Source organism: Sporomusa sp. KB1 (assembly GCF_007830295.1).
Lineage (GTDB): Bacteria > Bacillota > Negativicutes > Sporomusales > Sporomusaceae > Sporomusa.
This window is the reverse complement of sequence record NZ_VLKC01000002.1, coordinates 780,348-800,626: the sequence shown is the minus strand read 5'-3', so window position 1 is coordinate 800,626 and position 20,279 is coordinate 780,348. Positions and strand designations below refer to the sequence as shown.

Below are 20,279 nucleotides of genomic sequence, written 5' to 3'. Positions count from 1 at the left end.
CAATGGAGTTTACACATTTCAATGCTGCCGGATACGCGCGCATGGTGGATGTCAGTGAAAAAAATGATACTGTGCGCACAGCTACGGCACAGGCAATTGTTCACATGCAGTCAGGCACCCTGCAAGCTATAAAGAGTGGCGGTATCAAAAAAGGGGACGTTCTGGGAGTTGCTCAGGTAGCTGGTATAATGGGAGCAAAACAAACGTCCAGTCTTATTCCCATGTGCCATCCCCTAATGTTGACTTCGGTAGATATTGAGTTTGAAATGGACGAATTAAATTCCAGTATAATCATACGCTGTCAGGTTAAAACGACAGGAAAAACCGGTGTGGAGATGGAAGCTATCAGTGGTGTCAGTGTTGCCGCGATGACGATCTATGATATGAGCAAAGCCGTTGACCGCTGGATGGAAATTACGGATATAAAACTTATGGAAAAAATGGGTGGCAAAAGCGGGCATGTTAAGCGAGATCAATAGTGAAGGTTATTGTATAGAGATGCTATGATGTATAAGAACACGGGGGGATAGACAATGGCAAAAGTACTGGCAGTAAATAGTAGTGAAAAAAAGGGAGAGCCTAAGCGGGCCATTGAAAAAGGCTATTTTGCAGTAAACTCCGGCTTGCAGGGGGACGCACACGCCGGAAACTGGCACAGACAGGTAAGCCTGCTGGGAAACGAGAGTATTGATAAGATTAGAAACCTGGGGTTTGACCAGCTTGAAACAGGAAGTTTTGCTGAAAACATTACTACAGAGGGTATTGTTTTGTTTGAGCTTCCTGTAGGAACTAAGCTTAAAGTAGGGGAAACACTGATGGAAGTGACACAAATCGGTAAAGAGTGTCACAAGGGGTGTGCCATCAGGGAAAAGACAGGAGACTGCGTTATGCCTAGAGAAGGCATTTTTACCATAGTGCTTACCCCAGGCTGGATAAAAGCTGGCGACGAAATAGAAATGATCGGTTGAAATTTTGGGAGTATAAATAGTAAGGAGAAAGAAGCCATGCAGATAGTCAGAGTGGAAGAAGCAATAGGCAATGTGCTATGTCATGACATTACTAAAATAATACCTGGTGAATTCAAGGGTGAAGCCTTTAAAAAAGGACATATCATTACAGCAGAAGATATTCCGAAACTCTTGAAGCTGGGAAAGGAACATCTTTATGTTTGGCAAATGAAAAAAGGATTTTTGCATGAAAATGACGCGGGACTACGTCTTGCCCAGGCAGTAAAGGGGCAAGGACTTAGCATGACTGATCCCAGTGAAGGCAAGGTTAATCTTATCGCCGGGCATGATGGAATGGTTGCTATAAATGAAGAGCTCCTAACACGTATTAATATGATTGAAGAGATTGTTGTTGCGACCCGTAATAACAACAGGCCGGTGAAAAAAGGAGATAAGATTGCCAGTGTCCGGGTTATCCCCTTATTGATTGATGAAACCAAAATAGCAATGGTGGAGAAAATTGCCCAGCAAACCGAGGTTGTTGCCGTTAAACCGTTTCATTCTTATAAAGTGGGTGTTATTACGACAGGCAGTGAGGTTTATCATGGACGTATTCAGGATAAGTTTGGGCCGGTTGTAAAAGCAAAAGTAGAAGGATTTGGCTGCCAGGTAGTGCAGCACATTCTTGTTCCTGATGATGCGGAGGAAATAGCACAAGCAGTGAAATCCTTACTAGCTAATGGTGCTGAACTGATATTGACAACTGGAGGCATGTCGGTTGACCCTGATGATGTTACTCCCAGCGGAATTAGAAAAGCAGGGGCGGAAATTGTAACCTATGGTGCGCCTGTATTGCCGGGATCAATGCTAATGGTGGCGTATTTGGGGCAAGTACCGGTTTTAGGATTGCCAGGCTGCGTAATGTATCATAAAACGACAGTGTTTGATCTTGTTCTGCCATTGGTTTTGACAGGTCAGCATATTACCAGGCCAATGGTTGTGAAGCTGGGAATGGGCGGCTTATGTCTGGAGTGTGAGGTTTGCCAGTACCCCGCTTGCTCGTTTGGTACTGGTGCGTGAAAAGGAAACAGGAGGTGGAAAAATGAAGACAGGTATTCCCTTGGAAGAAGCGCAGGCATTGTTATTAAATTTAACCCATCCGGTTACAGAATGTCAGGTGCCGTTGACTAGCGCTGCCGGCAGGGTTTTAAGTCAGGATGTACGAACAGGTATAAACCTGCCGCCATTTGATAAATCACCTTTGGACGGCTATGCGCTACAGGCGCAAGATACTGAACAAGCTAACTCATCAAATCCAGTGACACTGGAAGTTATCGAAGAGGTACAAGCGGGCTATATGCCTAAAAAACAGGTAACTCAGGGAACGGCTATCAAGGTTATGACCGGGGCTCCGATACCAAATGGTGCCGATGTAATTATCAAATTTGAGGACGTAAAAAGAGCGGGAAATAAGGTCGAACTATATTATCCCCTAAAAGCGGGAAACGATATCATTCGAGCTGGTGAGGACGTACAGCAGGGAGAAGTTATTGCTAAGAAAGGTACGGTGTTGACTCCGCCGCTTGTGGGGCTGCTAGCCGCCATTGGATTAGATGAAGTACCGGTGTTTAGTAAGACCAGAATAGCTATCCTTAGTACCGGTGACGAAGTGATCGATCCGGCAGAAGAACTGCGGCCAGGTAAGATATATAATTCCAATCAACATTTTCTGGGTGCCTATTGTTTGCAACTAGGGGCAGCGCCTGTGGCAATGGGAATTGTTCCTGATGAAAAAGAAGCTATAGTTGAACGCCTTACCCAAGCATTAGACGTAGCGGATTTAGTCATTACTACCGGGGGCGTTTCAGTAGGTGATTACGATATAGTACCAGCTGCTTTTAAAGAAATTGGTGCAGAAATCATTTTTCGAAAAATTGATATGAAGCCAGGTTCGCCGATGATAGCTGCAACCTACCATAATAAATTAATTATTGGCCTTTCGGGAAACCCTGCCGCCGCCTGTATAACCTTTGATTTGATCGTTGTGCCTTTAATTAAAATAATGCTCGGGCTTGACCAAAAAATGCCGCCCAAAATTTCGGCAATTCTGAAAGGCAGCTTTAATAAACCGAGTACACAGCGCAGATTTTTACGGGCCAAAGTACAGACAATTAACAATACTAATTATATAGAACTTACAGGCGGGCAAAGTAATGGTGTTCTGAAATCCATGGTTGCCTGCAATGCGCTAATTGACGTGCCTGCGGGAAGTGGACCGTTAGTCGCCGGACAAGAAGTTTCAGCAGTTATGGTAGGCGGCAGTGAACTCTTTATATGAGGTGGCAGACAACCTAAGGACAGTACCCTATATTACTGACTAAAATAGTTTTTTTAGTAAATCAGAAAGTACTTACTTTCTGATTTACTAAGTTAACTCAGCTCTCGTCAATCGCCAAAGGTTTGGTGCGAGCCAAGTTAGCTTAAATTTTATAGGGGAGGTCTAAATTTGAAAGGATTTCAAGGACAAGAGTTAACAAGGGTTATTGAAATCGATCGAAAGGCTTGTAAAGGCTGCGATTCCTGCAAGTCGTTTTGCCCGACAGGAGCTATCGACGGCAAATATGGAACCGTTCATGCGATCAACAGTGAGAAGTGTATCTCTTGTGGACAATGCTTGGTAAATTGCCCTTTTGGAGCACCGCAGGATAAGGTTGACGTTGTCGACAAAGTGCTTGCACAGCTAAAAAACAAACAGCTCACAGTTGTTGCTACAATTGCCCCGGCGGTTCGTGTTGCTATTGGTGAGGAGTTCGGCATGGAACCCGGCAGCCTGGTAACAGAAAAAATGTATGGAGCACTGAAACAGGCTGGGTTTAAAGTTCTTGACACTGTCTTTACTGCTGACCAGACCATTATGGAAGAAGGCATGGAGCTTATTGCCAAGATACGCCACTATGCATTAGGGGAGCCGGCAGAACATCATTTAGGGCCTTTGCCACAGTTTACTTCGTGCTGTCCGGCCTGGGTCCGGTATGCCGAGCTGTATTACCCCGAACTTTTACCCAATATGTCTTCTGCCAAATCACCAATGATGATGGCTGGCGCACTCGGAAAAACCTATGGTGCCAAGGAAGTTTGGAAGGTTAACCCGGAAGATATTTTTATGGTAGGCGTTATGCCCTGTACTGCCAAAAAATTCGAGGCTTCGCGCCCTGAATTTACAAGTGCTTCGGATTACTGGAAGACACAAGGCAGATCAGGAAGCTATCCTGATATTGATGTAGTACTCACTACCAGGGATTTAGCCCGTCTGTTTAAGAAACTGAATATTGACCTTAGGACTGTTGCTGAGTTTACTGATAAGGATAATCCCTTGGCCCAATACAGTGGCGCAGGTACTATTTTTGCCAATACTGGCGGTGTAATGGAAGCCGCTTTACGGACAGCCTATTTTGTAATCACCGGTCAGGAACTGGATGTGCTTGAATTCAAGCCTGTTCGCGGTCTCAAAGGCGTAAAGGAAGCTAGTGTTACCATGAAAGATGCTAAAACAGGTAAAGAAGTTACGTTGAAGGTAGCGGTAGCTCATGGCACCAAAGAAAACGTAAAACCGCTCCTGGAAGAAACCAAGGCTGGTAAATCACCTTATCACTTCATCGAAATTATGAATTGTCCGGCCGGCTGTGTCAATGGTGGCGGTCAGCCAATCAACCCAATGGGTACTTCCTGGCTGGATAAAGCCAAGGCCGTACTACCTTGGTCATAAGGAGGGAACACAATGGCGCATTATGATTATGTAGAAAAGGCCGTGAAGGTCTCACGACGTGAATTCATCGGAATTGTAGGTGTAGCCGGTGCAATCTTGTGGACCGGGGCCTATGTTGCTACAGATTTGGTACAAGACCGCACAAAATACATTAAGCTGCGGGCACAAGGCATTTATAATGATGATGTAAAAGCAAAAGTCCGCCAAAGCCACAACAATCAGGCGGTTACTGATGTGTACAAAAAGTTTGCCCAGAATCCACTCAGTAATTTGGCCGAAGAACTGTTTCATACTAAGTATGTAGACAGAACGAAATTAGTGTAGGAGGGATAATTGATGAGCCAGCATGATGAACATGGACCGCGGGTACTCAAGCACCCTCTTATCTCGCGGCTATTTCACTGGGGATTAATAGTAGGTTTTTTACCAGCAGCCATTACCGGATTTTTTATTTGGCTAAAACCATTTGGTGAAGATTTGCAAAATTTGATTATGCAAATCCATATTGTTGGTGCAGGCATTCTTACGTTAGCGTGTATTTTTTACACGATTTTTGCTTTGGACAGAATTGTTGCCTTTACCCGCCGGATATTTACCTTTGATGAGCGGGATATGGCCTGGATGAAGATTTGTGGTGGCTATCCGCAGAAAATTCTATTAGGCAAAACCATTCCAGTGCCGCCAATGGGTAAAATGAACTCTGGTCAAAAACAAATGGGGATTATGATGCTGATTGGTGGTATACTGTTAATTGTTACCGGGTGGGCACTATATGCCTTCCTGCCGGTAGCGCCTAAAGCAGCCATGTACTGGTTTGATATGGTGCATTTGGTGGTTGGTATTGTCCTGGGAGTGAGCGTATTCGCGCATATCTTCCTCGGAATCTACAATTGGGGCGAATTTTTGTGCATGTTTGGTGATGGAACTCAGCCGCTCCATGAGGCTGAGCATCATAACCCGGTATGGGTTGAAAACGAAATTATGCGAGTAAAAGCCAATACGTCTGTACCTGTTACAGGGCAGCAGCATGTACGTTAACAATAAGGCGCAGAAATAGCTCACTTTTTTGAACAGCATATACAAATGTTAAAAAATTGCAGGTGGGTGGTGTGCTATAAAACACCCATTTGCACCTGCAAAATTTTTAATAAGAAAGTATAATAGAAATAGAATTCAATGGGCTAGGGGGGCTATTATGGCGGTGAGCGGTATAATTTTGGCAGGAGGACGCAGTTCACGCATGGGGCGGGATAAAACCCTGTTAGTATTTAAAAATGAAACTCTTATCGAGCGTACTGTGCGAAAACTGCAAAACTTTGTGGATGAAGTAATTATTGCCAGTAACCACACAGCAAAATATAATTTACCGGGAATTGTGGAGGTTCCAGACAGCTACCCGGGCATGGGTCCGCTTGGCGGAATGCAAGCAGGACTTATGGCCGCCCAACATCAGTACTCATTTATAGTTTCCTGTGATATGCCGTTTTTTACAGAAGAGCTAGCCAGGTATTTACTGGAACGAAGAGCGGGATGTGACGTAGTCGTTCCCGAGATAGGAAACCGGTTAGAACCACTCTGCGCAGTCTATTCACGCAATTGCATAAAACCGATAGAAAAGTGTTTGCAAGCAGGTGTTAGTCAGGTATTTAGATTTTATCCCGATGTAAGAGTATGCAAAATAGTTGAAAGCGATTTACGGCAGGTGGGGGACCCTAAAGAAATATTTTGTAACCTTAATACACCAGAAGATTTATCCTATCTTGGCGGGAGCGATAAACCGGTTAGTTAACCTACCGGTGTAATAGCAGCCTAGTCTGCTTGGCTTTGTACAGGAAGCCATAGTTACTCCATTTGGAACAGCGGAAGCGTAAAAATATCTGAGGCGAGGTGATAATATGAACACATATGAAGTTAAGTATCACCTTTGCCCAACTGCAGGTGATGCTATCTTAATGATGAATACAGTAAAAACTAGTAGTCCGGAAGATGCTAAGAAAATGGTATATAGTATGCTGTATAAAAATAAACCGAGTAACGCAAAAGTTAAGTTCATGTATGTGCGCAAAGTAGCTAACAATTAGTCTGCGCTCGATTGCTGGGAGAGAGAATCGCGTATGAGATATGAAGGAAATATTTACAGCCCCCATTTAGCAGGAGACGATTATATACTGCAGTGTACGATTGGCTGCAGTCATAATCAATGTATATTTTGCTATATGTATAAAGATAAGCAATATCGTTTGCGTGAGCTAAATGAAATTTTAAAAGATATTGAGCTCGCAAAAGAATATTATGGTGATGTGAAAAAGGTTTTTCTTGCAGACGGTGATGCACTAAGTATGCCTGCAGAGAATTTGATAACGATATTAGACTGCCTGTATGATACTTTTCCCAGCCTCACCTATGTTGGAACTTACGCGAGTGCCGTTAGCATATTGAATAAAACGCTTGCTGAATTGATAGAGCTTCAAAAACATGGACTGGTTGAGGCTCATCTGGGTGTAGAGAGCGGAGATGAAGAGGTTCTTCGTGCTATACGAAAAGGCGTTAGCCGTGGGGAAATGGTTCAAGCAGGGAGAAAAATAAAGCAAGCGGGGATAAATTTGTTTGTTACCGTGATTTTAGGGTTGGCAGGGAAAGGGGCCAAAGCCTGGGAGCATGCAAAGAATACGGCTCTGATTTGTAATGAGATTCAGCCGGATTATATAGGTATTCTAACGATTATCGTACAGCCAGGAACTGAGCTCTATGAGAAAACTCAAAGCGGGGCGTTCGAAGTCCCGGAAGAAATGGAAATATTGGCAGAGCTGCGTGTAATGATTCGGGATATGGAGCTGAAACATTCCGGTATTACTTCGATTCATCCATCTAACTGTATCTATTTGGAAAATATAATGCCTGAAGGCAAAGACGAACTGCTGCGAACACTTACCACGATTATAGACAGCAAAGACGTTTCCAAGCTTCGTCCACGGGAGACAGAGAGGGTATAATGAAATTTGCTGTCAATGGTGCATTAGGATAAAATAAAGTTGTAACGAAAACAGGGCCGCATGGCCCTGTTTTTGTTATCTATAGCAGTACTAGACAAAATAAGTAAAGTGTATTTGTAAGAAGGCGGGAGTCTTAACTTGTCGCAAAAGATAAAAAAAGTTTTGTAACAAGGGAGAGAAAGTGGTAGTATTAAAGAAGTTTTTATTTAAGGAGATGAGTATGTGAAAGTGCGCTTTGCCAAAATCGCCGTTTTGTTGAGTGTTGCCGGAGTGTTTTTTGCTTATCCGGTCCCCAGTGGCTTAAGCGTAACAGCGTGGCATTTATTTGGTGTGTTTGTTGCTTTAATACTGGGTCTTATTTTGCAACCCTGTTCTGAACCGACGTTATTATTAGTTATCACAACATTGTCAGGTATATTTGTTCTGCCCATTCGTGAGATATTAGTCGGGTACACTGATACAATGATGTGGCTGACACTGGTAGCTTCGATGATTGGTGTCGGTCTGAAAAAGTCAGGACTTACCCGCAGGATTGGCCTTTGGCTAATTAGTCAGTTTGGCAAGACAACGCTGCGGATTGGTTATATTTTAAGCTTTATTGATATGATACTGGCTACTAGTACGCCGTCTTCACCAGCCCGAACAGGCGGATTGGTATATCCGCTGGCTGAGGGGGTTATTGATGCCAGCAGTTCCGATAACCCGGAAGGCAAGCAGCGAACGGGTGCCTATTTTACCCTGCTGACATTTACTGCCAGTATGCTTTCCGGTGGTTTGTTTATGACTGGGATGGGGCCAAATCTAATCAATGTTAAGCTGGCTCAGGATGTGCTAGGCATAAGTATTAGTTGGCCATTATGGACCCTGGCGGCGTTGCCGGGGTTTATCGGTTTTTTATTGACACCTTATATTGTATATAAGTTATGTCCGCCGGACACAGTCTCTATGGCAGCGGTGCGGGCCAGTGCCAGGCGGGAATTGGCAGGCATGGGCCATATTAGCAGGAATGAGTTAACTGCAATTGGAATATTTTTAACAATATTGATTCTATGGTCCACAGGTACGGTAACAAAAGTAGATAGCACGCTAGTAGCCTTTATTGGTGTATCACTTATGCTGGTAACCGGAGTTCTTAATTGGAATGACTTGGCTGAAACCAAAGAAATGTGGTCGCTTCTCATTTGGTTTGGTGCGATTTTAGGTTTTTCAGTGGCCCTGACCAAACTGGAATTTTTTGCCTGGTTTGCCGGAGTTATCAAACTATTGCTGCCGACAGCCGGTTTGGGTCCCTATAGTATTTTGCTGCTAGTGGCGGCGCTGGCCATTTTGCCACACTATTTTTTCGTATCCTATACGGGCTATGTGGTAGCCTTTTCACCGCTTATTTTTTCGTTTGTTGCAGCTACTGATGTACCCAGGTATCCGGCCTTTTTTGTGTTAGCCTATTTAATGATTATTTCTTGCACATTGACGCATTATGGCAACGCGCTAGGGCCGCTTTTGATGGAAAAGGGATATAATAATAAAAAGACTTGGTGGTGTGTTGGCACCGTGATTACCTTGCTGCATGTGGTGCTATATTTAACAGTAGGCGTTGTTTATTGGCGCTTGATTGGATTATGGTATTAGCAGTACGTTATATGAGGAGCTGCAGCAATGATTAAAGATAATATAATATCTAATTTTTGGCCACTTTCGCTTGCGCGTAAAGTTTGTTGAGTAAAGTTCGCAGATCCGCTTCAGAAGCGAGGTCAGGTTTACATCATGTTTGTGAAAGTGGTTCAGAGATGAAAGTCGTTCCAAAACGGGTTATGTAGACAAAGTGAAGTGAGTTGACATGTGGCATCACCTCCAGAAAATAAAAACCGACTCGGCTATCTCCGGTCGGCACATCCTTGTGACTTTGAAACTCAATTTTTGATTATATTATAACTGATTATTTCTTGAATGCAAATCATTTTTAAAAAAACAAAACAAAAACAAACAAAAACAATGTCAATAAAGCGTTATGGAGTAATCGTAATTAGTTTTAGATAGTTTTTATTTGATATGAGTGCTGAAATTTAGAAAATGTTATTGACTATAATTTGGTTTTGTTGTATTGTATGTGTAAATAGTAATTCAACTACAGGTACAAAGGGGTATCAATTAGCCGTCACAAGGTGCGGTTAGTTGATTTTTTTTATTCTTTTAAATAGTCAAACAAAAAGCTTGATAGATACTACGAATATCTATCAAGCTCAGGAGCAGAAGACGAAAAATCTTCGATTTCCAGTGGCACTAGGGTTTATTTAGTTTACCCATTTTTAATTTAAATTAATTACTCAACAATAAACAAACTTATCGCCACAGTCAATTTAGTAAGCAATGCAGCTTGTATAAATTGGTTGTGTCAAAAAGTTTGGTGTATGCCGATATTTTAAGGAGGTGGTTATATCGAGTTAAAGCATAACAATATAAAGCTTCATGAGCACTACGAATACCCATGAAGCACAGGTAAATTTACTATTCCCAGTAGCACTAGGTTTATTCAAATTACCCATTTTATTATAACAAGTTAGTATTCTCTTTTCAAGAAGAAAAATAGGGAGGAGACAATATCGTGGAAAAGGGAGCATTGAAAACAGACAGCAAAACTATCATTGGCAGCAATAGATATGCCAACCCCGGGATTAGTGCAGACCAGAGTATGCTTCCGACCGAACTCTCTAAACGAAAAGTAAAAGATTACAAATTTAGTACTGTCTGTAAAGCCGATTTAATTTCCTTGGTAAATAAAAAAGAAATCAGGAAATCGGAAGCTCTGATTGACAGTTTTTTAAAAGGAGAAATTACTATCAGCTTACGTTCGCCATACCGGTTAGTCAAAGTATAGTCTAGGCTGAAAGTGTTGAAACCCAGTGTAATACAAAAATCAAGGGAGAGATAGCGATGATAATGGTTAGAGCCATTGTTAGACCGGAGAAAAAAGACGTACTTCTTTCAGAACTATCGGCTGCCGGCTTCCATGCCGCCACTGTGGTCGATGTTGTAGGCCGCGGTAAGCAGATGGGGATAAAAGTTGGTGACGTCGTATATGACGAAATTCCCAAGAGCCTGATTATGATGGCGACTCCTGCAGCAAACAAAGAGGAAATTGTGTCAATTATCATCAAATACGCTAAGAGCAGCGGCGAGGGATCGTTTGGTGACGGTAAAATCTTTATCAGCCCGCTTGATGGAGTATATACTGTTTCCACCGGTGCTACAGGGCTGTAAAGGAGGAGCAACTGTGAAAGAAATTATTGCTGTGATCAGGATGAACAAAGTCAGTGCTACAAAAAAAGCCCTGGTGGAGATTGGGGTGGCTGGTTTTACCGCCACTAAAGTGATGGGGCGCGGCAGGCTGGTTGAGGATCTGTCGATTATTGCAGAACGGCGGAAAACCTTATTGGCCTTGTCTAAAGAAGACGATGCCAAGACTGAAAAAATGATTGTTCAATTTTTGGATGGTACACGGTTGTTTCCTCGCCGGATGTTTACTATCTTAGCCCATGATGAGGAAGTAGCTAAAATTATTGAAACAATTATCGCAGTAAACCGGACAGATAACAAGGTCGGTGATGGCAAAATATTTATCCTGCCGATTTCAGATGCCATTCGTGTCAGAACCGGCGAAACCGGCGACGCGGCTGTGTAACCGGAAGAATAGTAAACAGTTTATAGCCAATAGTATTAAAACTTTAAAGTAAGAAGGAGAGTGCAGAAATGCCAAGAAAAATTGCGATATATGGTAAAGGCGGCATCGGAAAATCCACTACCCAACAAAACACAGCAGGGGCAATGGCCCATTTCTACGATCAGAAAGTATTTATCCATGGCTGCGATCCTAAGGCAGATTCAACGCGGCTTATTCTCGGCGGGATGAATCAAAAGACATTAATGGATATGCTGCGTGATGAGGGTGAAGAAAAAATTACCGTTGAAAAAATAGTAAAAACAGGGTACCAGGGAATTCGTTGTGTTGAGTCCGGTGGTCCTGAACCGGGTGTAGGCTGCGCAGGCCGGGGCGTAATTACAGCCATTGATCTTATGGAGAAAAACGGTGCTTATACACCGGACTTAGATTTTGTATTTTTTGATGTACTTGGTGATGTTGTTTGCGGTGGTTTTGCCATGCCTATCCGTGACGGTAAAGCGCAGGAAGTATATATTGTTGCTTCCGGAGAGATGATGGCTATCTATGCAGCCAACAACATTTGCAAAGGCCTTGTTAAATATGCGAAGCAAAGCGGCGTCCGTCTTGGCGGGGTTATTTGCAATAGCCGTAAAGTTGACCGGGAAAGAGAGTTCCTGGAAGAGTTTACAGCTGCCATCGGCACCCAGATGATTCACTTTGTACCGCGCGATAATATCGTGCAAAAAGCCGAATTTAACAAGAAAACAGTTGTCGAGTATGACGCTGAATGCAACCAGGCAAAAGAGTATGGAGAATTGGCCAAAAAGATTATCGAAAATAAGAATTTTGTTATTCCTAAACCGCTCAAGATGGATGAGTTAGAGGCTATGGTTGTTAAATACGGTATTTCCGATTAATATTTTAAAAAGTAAGGAGGAACAAATCCATGCCATATCATGAGTTTGAATGCAGCAAGTGTATTCCAGAAAGAAAAAAGCATGCAGTGATAAAAGGGCCCGGCGAGGATTTGACATCGGCCCTTCCCCTCGGATATCTTAATACAATTCCAGGGTCGATTTCGGAACGCGGCTGTGCGTACTGCGGGGCAAAGCATGTTATTGGTACACCGATGAAGGATGTTATCCATATGAGCCATGGACCGGTCGGTTGTACCTACGACACCTGGCAAACCAAACGCTATATCAGCGATAACGATAACTTCCAGCTCAAATATACTTACGCGACAGACATGAAGGAAAAACATGTTATATTCGGCGCCGAAAAACTGCTCAAGCAAAACATTATTGAGGCGTTCAAGGCATTCCCCGATAAGAAACGGATGACTCTCTACCAAACCTGTGCTTCCGCTTTGATCGGTGATGATATCAATGCAATTGCCCAGGAAGTGATGGAAGAAATGCCTGATGTCGATATCTTCGTCTGCAATTCCCCCGGGTTCGGGGGGCCGAGCCAGTCAGGGGGACATCATAAAATCAATATCGCCTGGATCAATCAGAAGGTCGGCAATATTGAACCGAAAATCACCAGCGACTATGTCATTAATTACGTGGGCGAGTATAACATTCAGGGAGACCAGGAGGTTATGCAGGACTATTTTAAGAGAATGGGTATTCAGGTTCTGTCCACTTTTACCGGTAACGGGTCCTATGATGATCTCCGAGCTATGCACCGGGCGCACCTCAACGTATTGGAATGCGCGCGTTCGGCCGAGTATATCTGCAATGAACTCCGGGTACGATACGGGACTCCACGGCTTGATATTGATGGATTTGGCTTCGAACCATTGTCGGCGTCACTGCGGAAGGTTGGGTTATTCTTCGGTATTGAAGACAGAGCCCAGGCCATCATTGATGAAGAAACCGCCAGATGGAAACCGGAACTTGACTGGTACAGGGAACGCCTGCAAGGCAAAAAAGTGTGTCTCTGGCCGGGTGGTTCCAAGCTCTGGCACTGGGCGCATGTAATTCATGAAGAGATGGGGGTCGAAGTCGTTTCGGTGTATTCGAAATTCGGTCATCAGGGAGACTTTGAAAAAGGGATTTCCCGGTGTGAAGAAGGCGCGCTCGCCATTGATGATCCCAATGAACTGGAAGGACTAGAAGCGATGGAGATGCTGAAACCTGACATCATTTTTACCGGTAAGCGTCCGGGCGAGGTTGCCAAGAAGATCCGGGTTCCCTACCTCAATGCCCATGCCTACCACAATGGTCCCTGGAAGGGTTATGAAGGCTGGGTCAGATTTGCCCGTGATATCTACAATGCGATCTATTCACCGCTTCACCAGTTGGCCTTTGTGGATATTAGTAAGGATGAAATTCCAACTAATACAGGATTTGTCACTCAAAAAATGTTATCTGATGCGAACTTGAGCGAAGACGTAACCTCTTCAAGCTTGATGAGAGAGTATACAGGTAAATATGATGTCATTTCACAATTGCGCGGCAAGACGTATCCGCAAATTCCACCAGCAGCCAAGCAGCTTTCTGCGGTGTAACGGAGGATGATAGCTATGGAGGATATGATGAAAGACAGGACTGAGCAGCTAGTAGATTATATAATGAAAAAATGTCTGTGGCAGTTTCACTCCCGTTCCTGGGACCGGGAGAAACAAAACGAGGGAATCCTTACGAAAACGATGCAGCTATTGTGCGATGAACCCGTTGACATTATCAATCCGACTGACAAAGTCTATTGGGTAGATGCCGTGTGTTTGGCTGATGCTTTCAAAAGCCGGTATCCATGGTTGCTTACGATGGATAAACCGGAGATTAAGTTGCTCATGCAGGGACTCAAAGACCGTATGGACTACTTAACCATTACAGGATCGCTGAATGCAGAGCTTACTGACCCGCATTATTAAAGAGTAAGGTAAAAGCTGTGTGCCATTACGGCGGACGCAGAACAAAACAAATAGAAAAAGGAGTAATTGCTATGTTTTGTGAAGTAAAACCCAAAGAGCGTGCCGGCGTTATCAACCCGATATTTACCTGTCAGCCTTGTGGCGCGCAGTACGCTAGTATAGGAATTAAGGATTGTATTGGGATCGTTCATGGAGGCCAGGGCTGTGTTATGTTCGTCCGCCTGCTGTTTTCACAGCATTTCAAGGAGAGCTTTGAGATAGCGTCTTCCTCGCTGCACGAGGATGGTGCGGTATTTGGTGCCACCCATCGCGTTGAAGAGGCAATTGATGTGCTGTTGATGCGGTACCCGCATGTCAAAGTCATACCGATCATCTCAACCTGTTCGACAGAAGTCATCGGTGATGATATCGACGGTGTAGTTTTGAAACTCAATAATGAGCTTTTGCAAGAAAAATATGCCGGTCGAGAGGTTCATTTGATTCCGGTGCATACACCCAGTTTTAAGGGGAGTATGGTGAGCGGATACGATGTTGCGGTGAAAGAGTTTGTAAGTCACTTTGCGAAAAAAAATAAACCCAGCGGAAAACTCAATCTGATTACCGGCTGGGTCAATCCGGGAGATGTAACAGAACTTAAGCATCTGCTGGCGGCAATGCAGGTGGAGTCGACCGTGCTGTTCGAAATTGAGAATTTCGATTCCCCGTTGATGCCTGACGGCAACCATGTATCCCATGGTGACACGACGATTGCGGACCTGACCGGGACAGCGGACGCGTTGGGAACGATTGCTTTGAACAGGTATGAAGGCGGTCAAACCGCCACCTATCTGGAAAAAGAATTCGATATTCCGGCGATCATTGGTCCGACGCCTATCGGTATCCGCAACACAGATACCTTTTTACAGAACGTGAAGAAACTAACCGGCAAGCCGATTCCCAAATCACTTGTCCGGGAACGGGGACTTGCCATTGATGCCCTGACCGATCTAGTTCACATGTTTTTCGCTGATAAGAAGGTTGCTATCTATGGCAATGCCGATCTTGTTATCGGACTTGCAGAGTTCTGTATCGATCTGGAGATGAAACCGGTATTGCTATTGCTTGGTGATGACAATACGTCCTACCCGGACGATCCCCGGATTAAGGCGCTGCAGGAAAACGTCGATTTCAATATGGAAATCATCATGAATGCAGATCTGTGGGAACTGGAAAACCGGATCAAGAACGAGGGCCTTGAACTTGATCTCATTCTGGGTCATTCCAAGGGACGGTTTGTTTCCATTGACAATAATATTCCGATGGTACGCGTAGGGTTCCCCACCTACGACCGAGCGGGACTGTATCGTCATCCGGTTGTCGGTTATGCGGGTGCGACCTGGCTTGCTGAGCAGATGGCGAACACGCTCTTTACCGACATGGAATACAAGAAAAACAAGGAATGGGTTCTCAATGTTTGGTAAGTCATCTTCAAGACTAGTAGCATTCTGAGCATCAGCTAGTGTAAGACATCTGGGAATTTATTGGATTCTGCCAGTTCCTGACACGGATCAGGTTCTGGCAGAATCAATAGTAAAAAAGAGGATAAAACAATGATTGATATCAATAAAATCGATATAGAAGCGTTTGAGGCAGATTATCGCAGTGCCAAGATGTATCATCATCGGGCCGAGCAGTTTTTGGAAGAAGGACAGTGTTCCAGTGTAATATTTAATGTAGCTTCAGTTGCGCTCGAAAACTATCTTATTGCTTTATGTGATTTATACGGCGAAGAGCCGGGAAATCACAACTATACCTGTCTTATGGATGCAGTAGAAACAATTATTGACGTTTCTGAGGTATTAAATAAGGAAATAAGATCGCTGGATTTACTATTTGGTATTTGTTCTCTTGAAAATTATTATCATGGAATTCCCGAAGAATCTGATTCGGATCGCGTTTTGGCAATGTGTAATGAGGTTAAGCAACTATTTGATCAGACAAGGATTGCTGCAGTTAGAGAGGCTTTTAAGAACAGTAACGAAGTATAGCCAGCCTGTGTTTCTCAACCGGCGTGCGCTTATTAGCTAAAGGGAGTGATAGATAGGATGGAACAAATAAAATACACCCAACGAATTTGTGCGGATAAAGAAAAGATTAACCGTTTTTTAACCGAAAAAAGGGTTGGAACATTAAGCATGTGTGAAATTGCCGAGAGGCCTTATGCTTTGCCTGTCAATTATGTTTATTGGAATGGTAAAATATATATCCATGGTATGGGCAGCGGCAAAAAAAACGTCGTCCTTGCCGCCAGTCCGTCCGTCTGTTTTACCGTATTTGAAGAATTTGGCACTGTAGCCGACCCCGTGCCGGCCAAATGTGATACTGCCTACCTGAGTGTTGTTATTTTTGGTAAGGCGGTTCTTGTTCAGGATTTAGCCGAAAAAACGCAAGTACTGGCGCAGTTTTTAGAAAAGTTTATGCCGCAGTTTTTTAAAACCCCACTTTCAGGGCAATTTGTGGATAAATACCGTTCATCCTTTGATAACAATGCTGTTGCCGTTTACTCTATTGATCCGGAGGAGCTTACTGCCAAAGAAAACCCAATTGATCTGGAGCATATGTTTCAGGCGCAATGAAAAGAGGCTGATTAGCTATGGAAAAACAAGAATTAGCAGAAATTACGGCCAAGCACCCTTGCTATTCTTTTGATGCCCATCATAAATTTGCCAGAATGCATCTGCCAGTGGCACCGATTTGCAATATTAGCTGTAACTACTGTAATCGCAAGTATGATTGTGTAAATGAAAGTCGTCCTGGTGTGACAAGTGAGGTATTGACCCCGGCACTGAGTCTGGAAAAGTTTATCCGGGTAAAAGCCGAAATTCCCCAGTTGAGTGTTGTTGGGATTGCCGGTCCGGGTGATGCCTTAGCCAATTGGGAGGCTGTAACAAGCAGTATTCAGTTAATCAAGGCCGAATCGCCTGATATGATATTTTGCTTGTCCACTAATGGCCTGATGCTTCCTCACTATGGGCAGGATATTATTGACCTGGGGATTCAGCATGTAACCGTTACTGTAAACTGTCTGGAGTCTGCCATCGGGGCCAAAATCTATCATCATATTCATTATCTGGGTAAGTACTATGTGGGTGAAAATGCTGCTGAACTATTGATCGGCAACCAGCTGCAAGGCATTAAGCTTTTGGCAGATAACGGTATCCTGGTCAAAGTCAATATTGTTATGATCAAGGGCATTAATGATGAACATATCCCGGCAGTAGTAAAAAAAGTAAAGAGTTTGGGCGCACTAATGACTAATATTATGCCGCTCATCCCGGCGCCAGGCAGTGTGTTTCAGAATTTCCCCCAGACCAGCATAAAAGAGATAAATGCTTTGCGGGATTTGTGCCAAACCGACATTCCCCAAATGCTTCACTGTCAGCAATGCCGTGCCGATGCCATCGGGCTTTTAGCAGAAGATCAATCCCATAGGTTCCGTAGCCCTAAACCCGAATCTATGAAAAAATGTAATCTTCTGGCCAGGGTGTATAAGATAGCTGTGACCTCCAAAATATAAGCAGTTGGTTGATTTGCACTATGGTCACGCTGAAGAGTTTCATATCTATGAAACAGATGGTATTGGGCATGAAACCGGTATCGACGGAAGTTGTTGCCTGACCTAACCAAGTTGGTGGTTCAGGCGTGTCAGAAAAATAATCAATAGTCATACAATGAAGTGTCAACTAAGCGGAGTGCAGATTTGCATTAGAGTTGACTTTTTTTATTTATTTGTGAGAAAATGAACAGAAGAAAACTACGATGAAAGGATAGGAGACAAAATGAGACTTCATTATTTGCAACATGTCCCTTTTGAAAACCCTGGCAGCATTCTGCTATGGGCGAGGGAAAACGGTCATGTGCTGACAAACACGCAGTTATACCAGCATGAGCCGCTCCCAGAGCAGGCCGATTTCGATTGGCTTGTGGTCATGGGAGGGCCGATGAATATCTATGAAGAAGCAATCTATCCGTGGCTTGCTGATGAAAAGGCGTTCATCAGAGAAGCGATTGACGCCAGTAAAGTAGTTATTGGCCTCTGTCTCGGTGGTCAATTAATTGCTGATGTAATCGGCGGTAAGGTGACCCAAAATCCTTATAAAGAGATTGGCTGGTTTCCAGTCAGCTTGACGGAAGAAACAAGGTTATCCCCTTTATTCTCTTTTTTCCCTCAACAGCCAATAGTATTCCAGTGGCATGGGGATACTTTCAGCGTTTTGCCGGAAGATGCACAATGCATAGCAGCAAGCGATGCCTGCAAGCAGCAGGCATTTATTTATAAAAACAGAGTATTTGGTTTTCAGTACCACCTGGAAAACACAGTGTCGATCATCACCGGTCTTATAGAAAACTGCCGCGCAGAAATGATTCCCGATGTATATGTGCAGACGCCGGAAGAACTGCTTGCTCACCCTGAATATATTGAACAAAGCAATAAGTGGATGGATATGTTTCTTACACAACTTGAAAAGATGTACAGTGAGGGTGTTCTTTAAATCATCAGGTTCGTTACATGCAAATAAAAATTGGTTAGCCAAAAGGATTAGACGATTTTTTAACAAGTTGCCTAGTCAGGACGAAGGCAGGGGATCAGTGAATATACCGAAAATGCAAGGAGGTCAGTTATTATGGACTTAGAATTTATTTACAAGCGTCATAGTGTACGTCAATTTACAGAGGAACAAGTCCCAGAGCAAACAATCAAAGAACTAATCAAAGCGGCTACTTATGCACCATCAGGAAAAAACCGGCAAAATTGGCATTTTGTTGTTATCACAAATAAAAAGAAAATTGCCGAGATTGCCCGAATTGTTGAGAGAAAGAACGCTGAGTTGTGCACATATTTATGTGATGAGACAAAAATTAAGGGGTTAAAGGGAAGCCTGCCCTATCAAACAGCTTTTAAGGTTGCGCCTGTGTTGATTCTTGTATATGCCGGTCCTTATTATACTATCGCTGATATGCTTTTAGCTGATGGCATTATGCCACGCGAGGAAGCCATAAAATATGCCAACCCCAATCCTGGTATTCAAAATATCGCAGCCGCCTTGGAAAATCTACTGTTAGCTGCTGCCAGCCTGGGTTATGGCACTTGCTGGATGACCGGACCGACGCATGCTGCTGAAGATATTTCGGCATATATTGGTTTTAATAAAGAAGGCTATCAGCTGGCTGCCATGACACCACTGGGTGTTCCTGCTGCTGATAAAGTATCAGTTCCGCCGCGAAAACCGGTGGAGGATGTGTCGACTTTTATTTCTTGAGCTAAGAAAAGACAGATGCTGTACCTAAAAAAAAATCCGGATAGCCGGATTTTTTTTTATATCAGGGATACATTAGCAATGTATCGATTACGCAGTGGAGGTTAGGTAATTCGACAATGGAACAAGCAGTACTTAATCATATCGACACCTATGGTTACTTTGCTATTTTTACAGCTATGCTGCTTACTGGTACAGGCCTGCCCCTGCCAGGGGAATTAACCCTGGGGGTTACCGGTTATTTAGTATATAGCGGACAACTAGAAATGCTTCCTGCGATAGCGGTCACCGCATTGGGAGATTTACTGGGGGCTGTTATTAGTTATGGACTGGGTTTGTTTAGCAGAACAAAAATTATAGCTCAACATTTTTCCTTCCTCATACCAACTGAGTCGAAACTGCTGATTATTGAAAAATGGCTTACTCAATACGGCATTTTTACCATTGTTTTTGGAAGGCTGCTACCTGTTATTCGCGGCGCTATTCCAATTCCGGCAGGCTTTGTCCAGATGAATGGCAGGGCCTATATTTTCGGAATATTTATTAGTTCAGTTATTTGGTGTGGTGCTCTTATCTATCTGGGGACTGGGCTAGGGCATAACTGGCAACGGTTAGCTGGTTTAGGTAATTCGATTGGTTTGACAGCAGCAGGTGTGTTGGCTATCGCCATTCTAATCGGGTATTTGCTTTGTTGCGCAAAAAAATAACCGGCACATAGCCGGGTTAATTACTTGTAC

Annotated in this window: 24 protein-coding genes; all 24 read left to right on the top strand. The window is 43.6% G+C overall.

The features are described 5' to 3' along the window. Nucleotides 1-2 precede the first annotated feature (2 nt). The 24 genes from moaC to SALPA_RS07440 all read left to right on the top strand — a co-directional run bounded on the left by moaC (nucleotide 3) and on the right by SALPA_RS07440 (nucleotide 20,249). Nucleotides 3-479 (top strand): cyclic pyranopterin monophosphate synthase MoaC, encoded by a 477-nt coding sequence (moaC, locus tag SALPA_RS07555; protein ID WP_145091817.1) that lies wholly within the window; start codon nucleotides 3-5, stop codon nucleotides 477-479. A 54-nt stretch (nucleotides 480-533) separates the two neighbouring features. Next, nucleotides 534-968: an MOSC domain-containing protein gene (locus tag SALPA_RS07550; protein WP_145091814.1), complete on the top strand. Its 435-nt coding sequence runs from the start codon at nucleotides 534-536 to the stop codon at nucleotides 966-968. A 36-nt stretch (nucleotides 969-1,004) separates the two neighbouring features. Beyond that, nucleotides 1,005-2,027 (top strand): molybdopterin-binding protein, encoded by a 1,023-nt coding sequence (locus tag SALPA_RS07545; protein WP_145091811.1) that lies wholly within the window; start codon nucleotides 1,005-1,007, stop codon nucleotides 2,025-2,027. Between the two features lie 22 nt (nucleotides 2,028-2,049). Next, a complete protein-coding gene (gene glp / locus SALPA_RS07540; protein ID WP_145091808.1) occupies nucleotides 2,050-3,285 on the top strand; it encodes a gephyrin-like molybdotransferase Glp in 1,236 nt (411 codons plus the stop codon). A 168-nt stretch (nucleotides 3,286-3,453) separates the two neighbouring features. Beyond that, the gene (locus SALPA_RS07535; protein ID WP_145091805.1) at nucleotides 3,454-4,713 is read left to right on the top strand and encodes a [FeFe] hydrogenase, group A; all 1,260 of its coding nucleotides are present in this window, start codon (nucleotides 3,454-3,456) and stop codon (nucleotides 4,711-4,713) included. A gap of 12 nt (nucleotides 4,714-4,725) precedes the next feature. Further along, nucleotides 4,726-5,037, top strand: a complete 312-nt coding sequence (locus SALPA_RS07530; RefSeq protein WP_021169148.1) for an iron hydrogenase small subunit — start codon at nucleotides 4,726-4,728, stop codon at nucleotides 5,035-5,037. A gap of 12 nt (nucleotides 5,038-5,049) precedes the next feature. Beyond that, nucleotides 5,050-5,751 carry a cytochrome b/b6 domain-containing protein gene (locus tag SALPA_RS07525; RefSeq protein WP_145091801.1) on the top strand — a complete coding sequence of 234 codons (702 nt, stop codon included), beginning with the start codon at nucleotides 5,050-5,052 and terminating at the stop codon, nucleotides 5,749-5,751. 157 nt (nucleotides 5,752-5,908) lie between these two features. Beyond that, a complete protein-coding gene (locus tag SALPA_RS07520; protein WP_145091799.1) occupies nucleotides 5,909-6,502 on the top strand; it encodes a molybdenum cofactor guanylyltransferase in 594 nt (197 codons plus the stop codon). Between the two features lie 106 nt (nucleotides 6,503-6,608). Further along, on the top strand, nucleotides 6,609-6,794 hold the full coding sequence (locus SALPA_RS07515) for a hypothetical protein (protein WP_145091796.1): 186 nt from the start codon (nucleotides 6,609-6,611) through the stop codon (nucleotides 6,792-6,794). 33 nt (nucleotides 6,795-6,827) lie between these two features. Continuing rightward, a complete protein-coding gene (locus SALPA_RS07510) occupies nucleotides 6,828-7,706 on the top strand; it encodes a radical SAM protein (RefSeq protein ID WP_145091794.1) in 879 nt (292 codons plus the stop codon). Nucleotides 7,707-7,928: 222 nt separating this feature from the next. Next, nucleotides 7,929-9,335, top strand: coding sequence for a DASS family sodium-coupled anion symporter (locus tag SALPA_RS07505; protein ID WP_145091791.1), 1,407 nt, complete (start codon nucleotides 7,929-7,931; stop codon nucleotides 9,333-9,335). A 973-nt stretch (nucleotides 9,336-10,308) separates the two neighbouring features. After that, on the top strand, nucleotides 10,309-10,581 hold the full coding sequence (locus SALPA_RS07500; RefSeq protein ID WP_145091788.1) for a hypothetical protein: 273 nt from the start codon (nucleotides 10,309-10,311) through the stop codon (nucleotides 10,579-10,581). Nucleotides 10,582-10,637: 56 nt separating this feature from the next. Continuing rightward, on the top strand, nucleotides 10,638-10,964 hold the full coding sequence (locus SALPA_RS07495) for a P-II family nitrogen regulator (protein ID WP_145091785.1): 327 nt from the start codon (nucleotides 10,638-10,640) through the stop codon (nucleotides 10,962-10,964). A 13-nt stretch (nucleotides 10,965-10,977) separates the two neighbouring features. Further along, a complete protein-coding gene (locus tag SALPA_RS07490) occupies nucleotides 10,978-11,385 on the top strand; it encodes a P-II family nitrogen regulator (protein WP_145091783.1) in 408 nt (135 codons plus the stop codon). A gap of 68 nt (nucleotides 11,386-11,453) precedes the next feature. Continuing rightward, a complete protein-coding gene (gene nifH, locus SALPA_RS07485; RefSeq protein WP_145091780.1) occupies nucleotides 11,454-12,281 on the top strand; it encodes a nitrogenase iron protein in 828 nt (275 codons plus the stop codon). Between the two features lie 29 nt (nucleotides 12,282-12,310). Then, nucleotides 12,311-13,879, top strand: coding sequence for a nitrogenase iron-iron protein, alpha chain (gene anfD, locus SALPA_RS07480; protein WP_145091778.1), 1,569 nt, complete (start codon nucleotides 12,311-12,313; stop codon nucleotides 13,877-13,879). Nucleotides 13,880-13,894: 15 nt separating this feature from the next. Further along, nucleotides 13,895-14,245, top strand: coding sequence for a Fe-only nitrogenase subunit delta (anfG, locus tag SALPA_RS07475; protein ID WP_145091776.1), 351 nt, complete (start codon nucleotides 13,895-13,897; stop codon nucleotides 14,243-14,245). A 71-nt stretch (nucleotides 14,246-14,316) separates the two neighbouring features. After that, a complete protein-coding gene (anfK, locus tag SALPA_RS07470) occupies nucleotides 14,317-15,705 on the top strand; it encodes a Fe-only nitrogenase subunit beta (protein ID WP_145091774.1) in 1,389 nt (462 codons plus the stop codon). Nucleotides 15,706-15,834: 129 nt separating this feature from the next. Further along, complete coding sequence (locus SALPA_RS07465) at nucleotides 15,835-16,272, top strand: hypothetical protein (protein ID WP_145091772.1); 438 nt, start codon at nucleotides 15,835-15,837, stop codon at nucleotides 16,270-16,272. Between the two features lie 57 nt (nucleotides 16,273-16,329). Next, nucleotides 16,330-16,860 carry a pyridoxamine 5'-phosphate oxidase family protein gene (locus SALPA_RS07460; RefSeq protein ID WP_145091770.1) on the top strand — a complete coding sequence of 177 codons (531 nt, stop codon included), beginning with the start codon at nucleotides 16,330-16,332 and terminating at the stop codon, nucleotides 16,858-16,860. Nucleotides 16,861-16,877: 17 nt separating this feature from the next. After that, the gene (gene nifB, locus SALPA_RS07455; protein ID WP_145091767.1) at nucleotides 16,878-17,801 is read left to right on the top strand and encodes a nitrogenase cofactor biosynthesis protein NifB; all 924 of its coding nucleotides are present in this window, start codon (nucleotides 16,878-16,880) and stop codon (nucleotides 17,799-17,801) included. 262 nt (nucleotides 17,802-18,063) lie between these two features. Next, nucleotides 18,064-18,777 carry a type 1 glutamine amidotransferase gene (locus SALPA_RS07450; protein ID WP_145091764.1) on the top strand — a complete coding sequence of 238 codons (714 nt, stop codon included), beginning with the start codon at nucleotides 18,064-18,066 and terminating at the stop codon, nucleotides 18,775-18,777. 132 nt (nucleotides 18,778-18,909) lie between these two features. Then, entirely contained in the window at nucleotides 18,910-19,545 is a 636-nt protein-coding gene (locus tag SALPA_RS07445; protein ID WP_255450961.1) for a nitroreductase family protein, read from the top strand. Between the two features lie 116 nt (nucleotides 19,546-19,661). After that, nucleotides 19,662-20,249, top strand: a complete 588-nt coding sequence (locus SALPA_RS07440; protein WP_145091758.1) for a DedA family protein — start codon at nucleotides 19,662-19,664, stop codon at nucleotides 20,247-20,249. Nucleotides 20,250-20,279 lie beyond the last annotated feature (30 nt).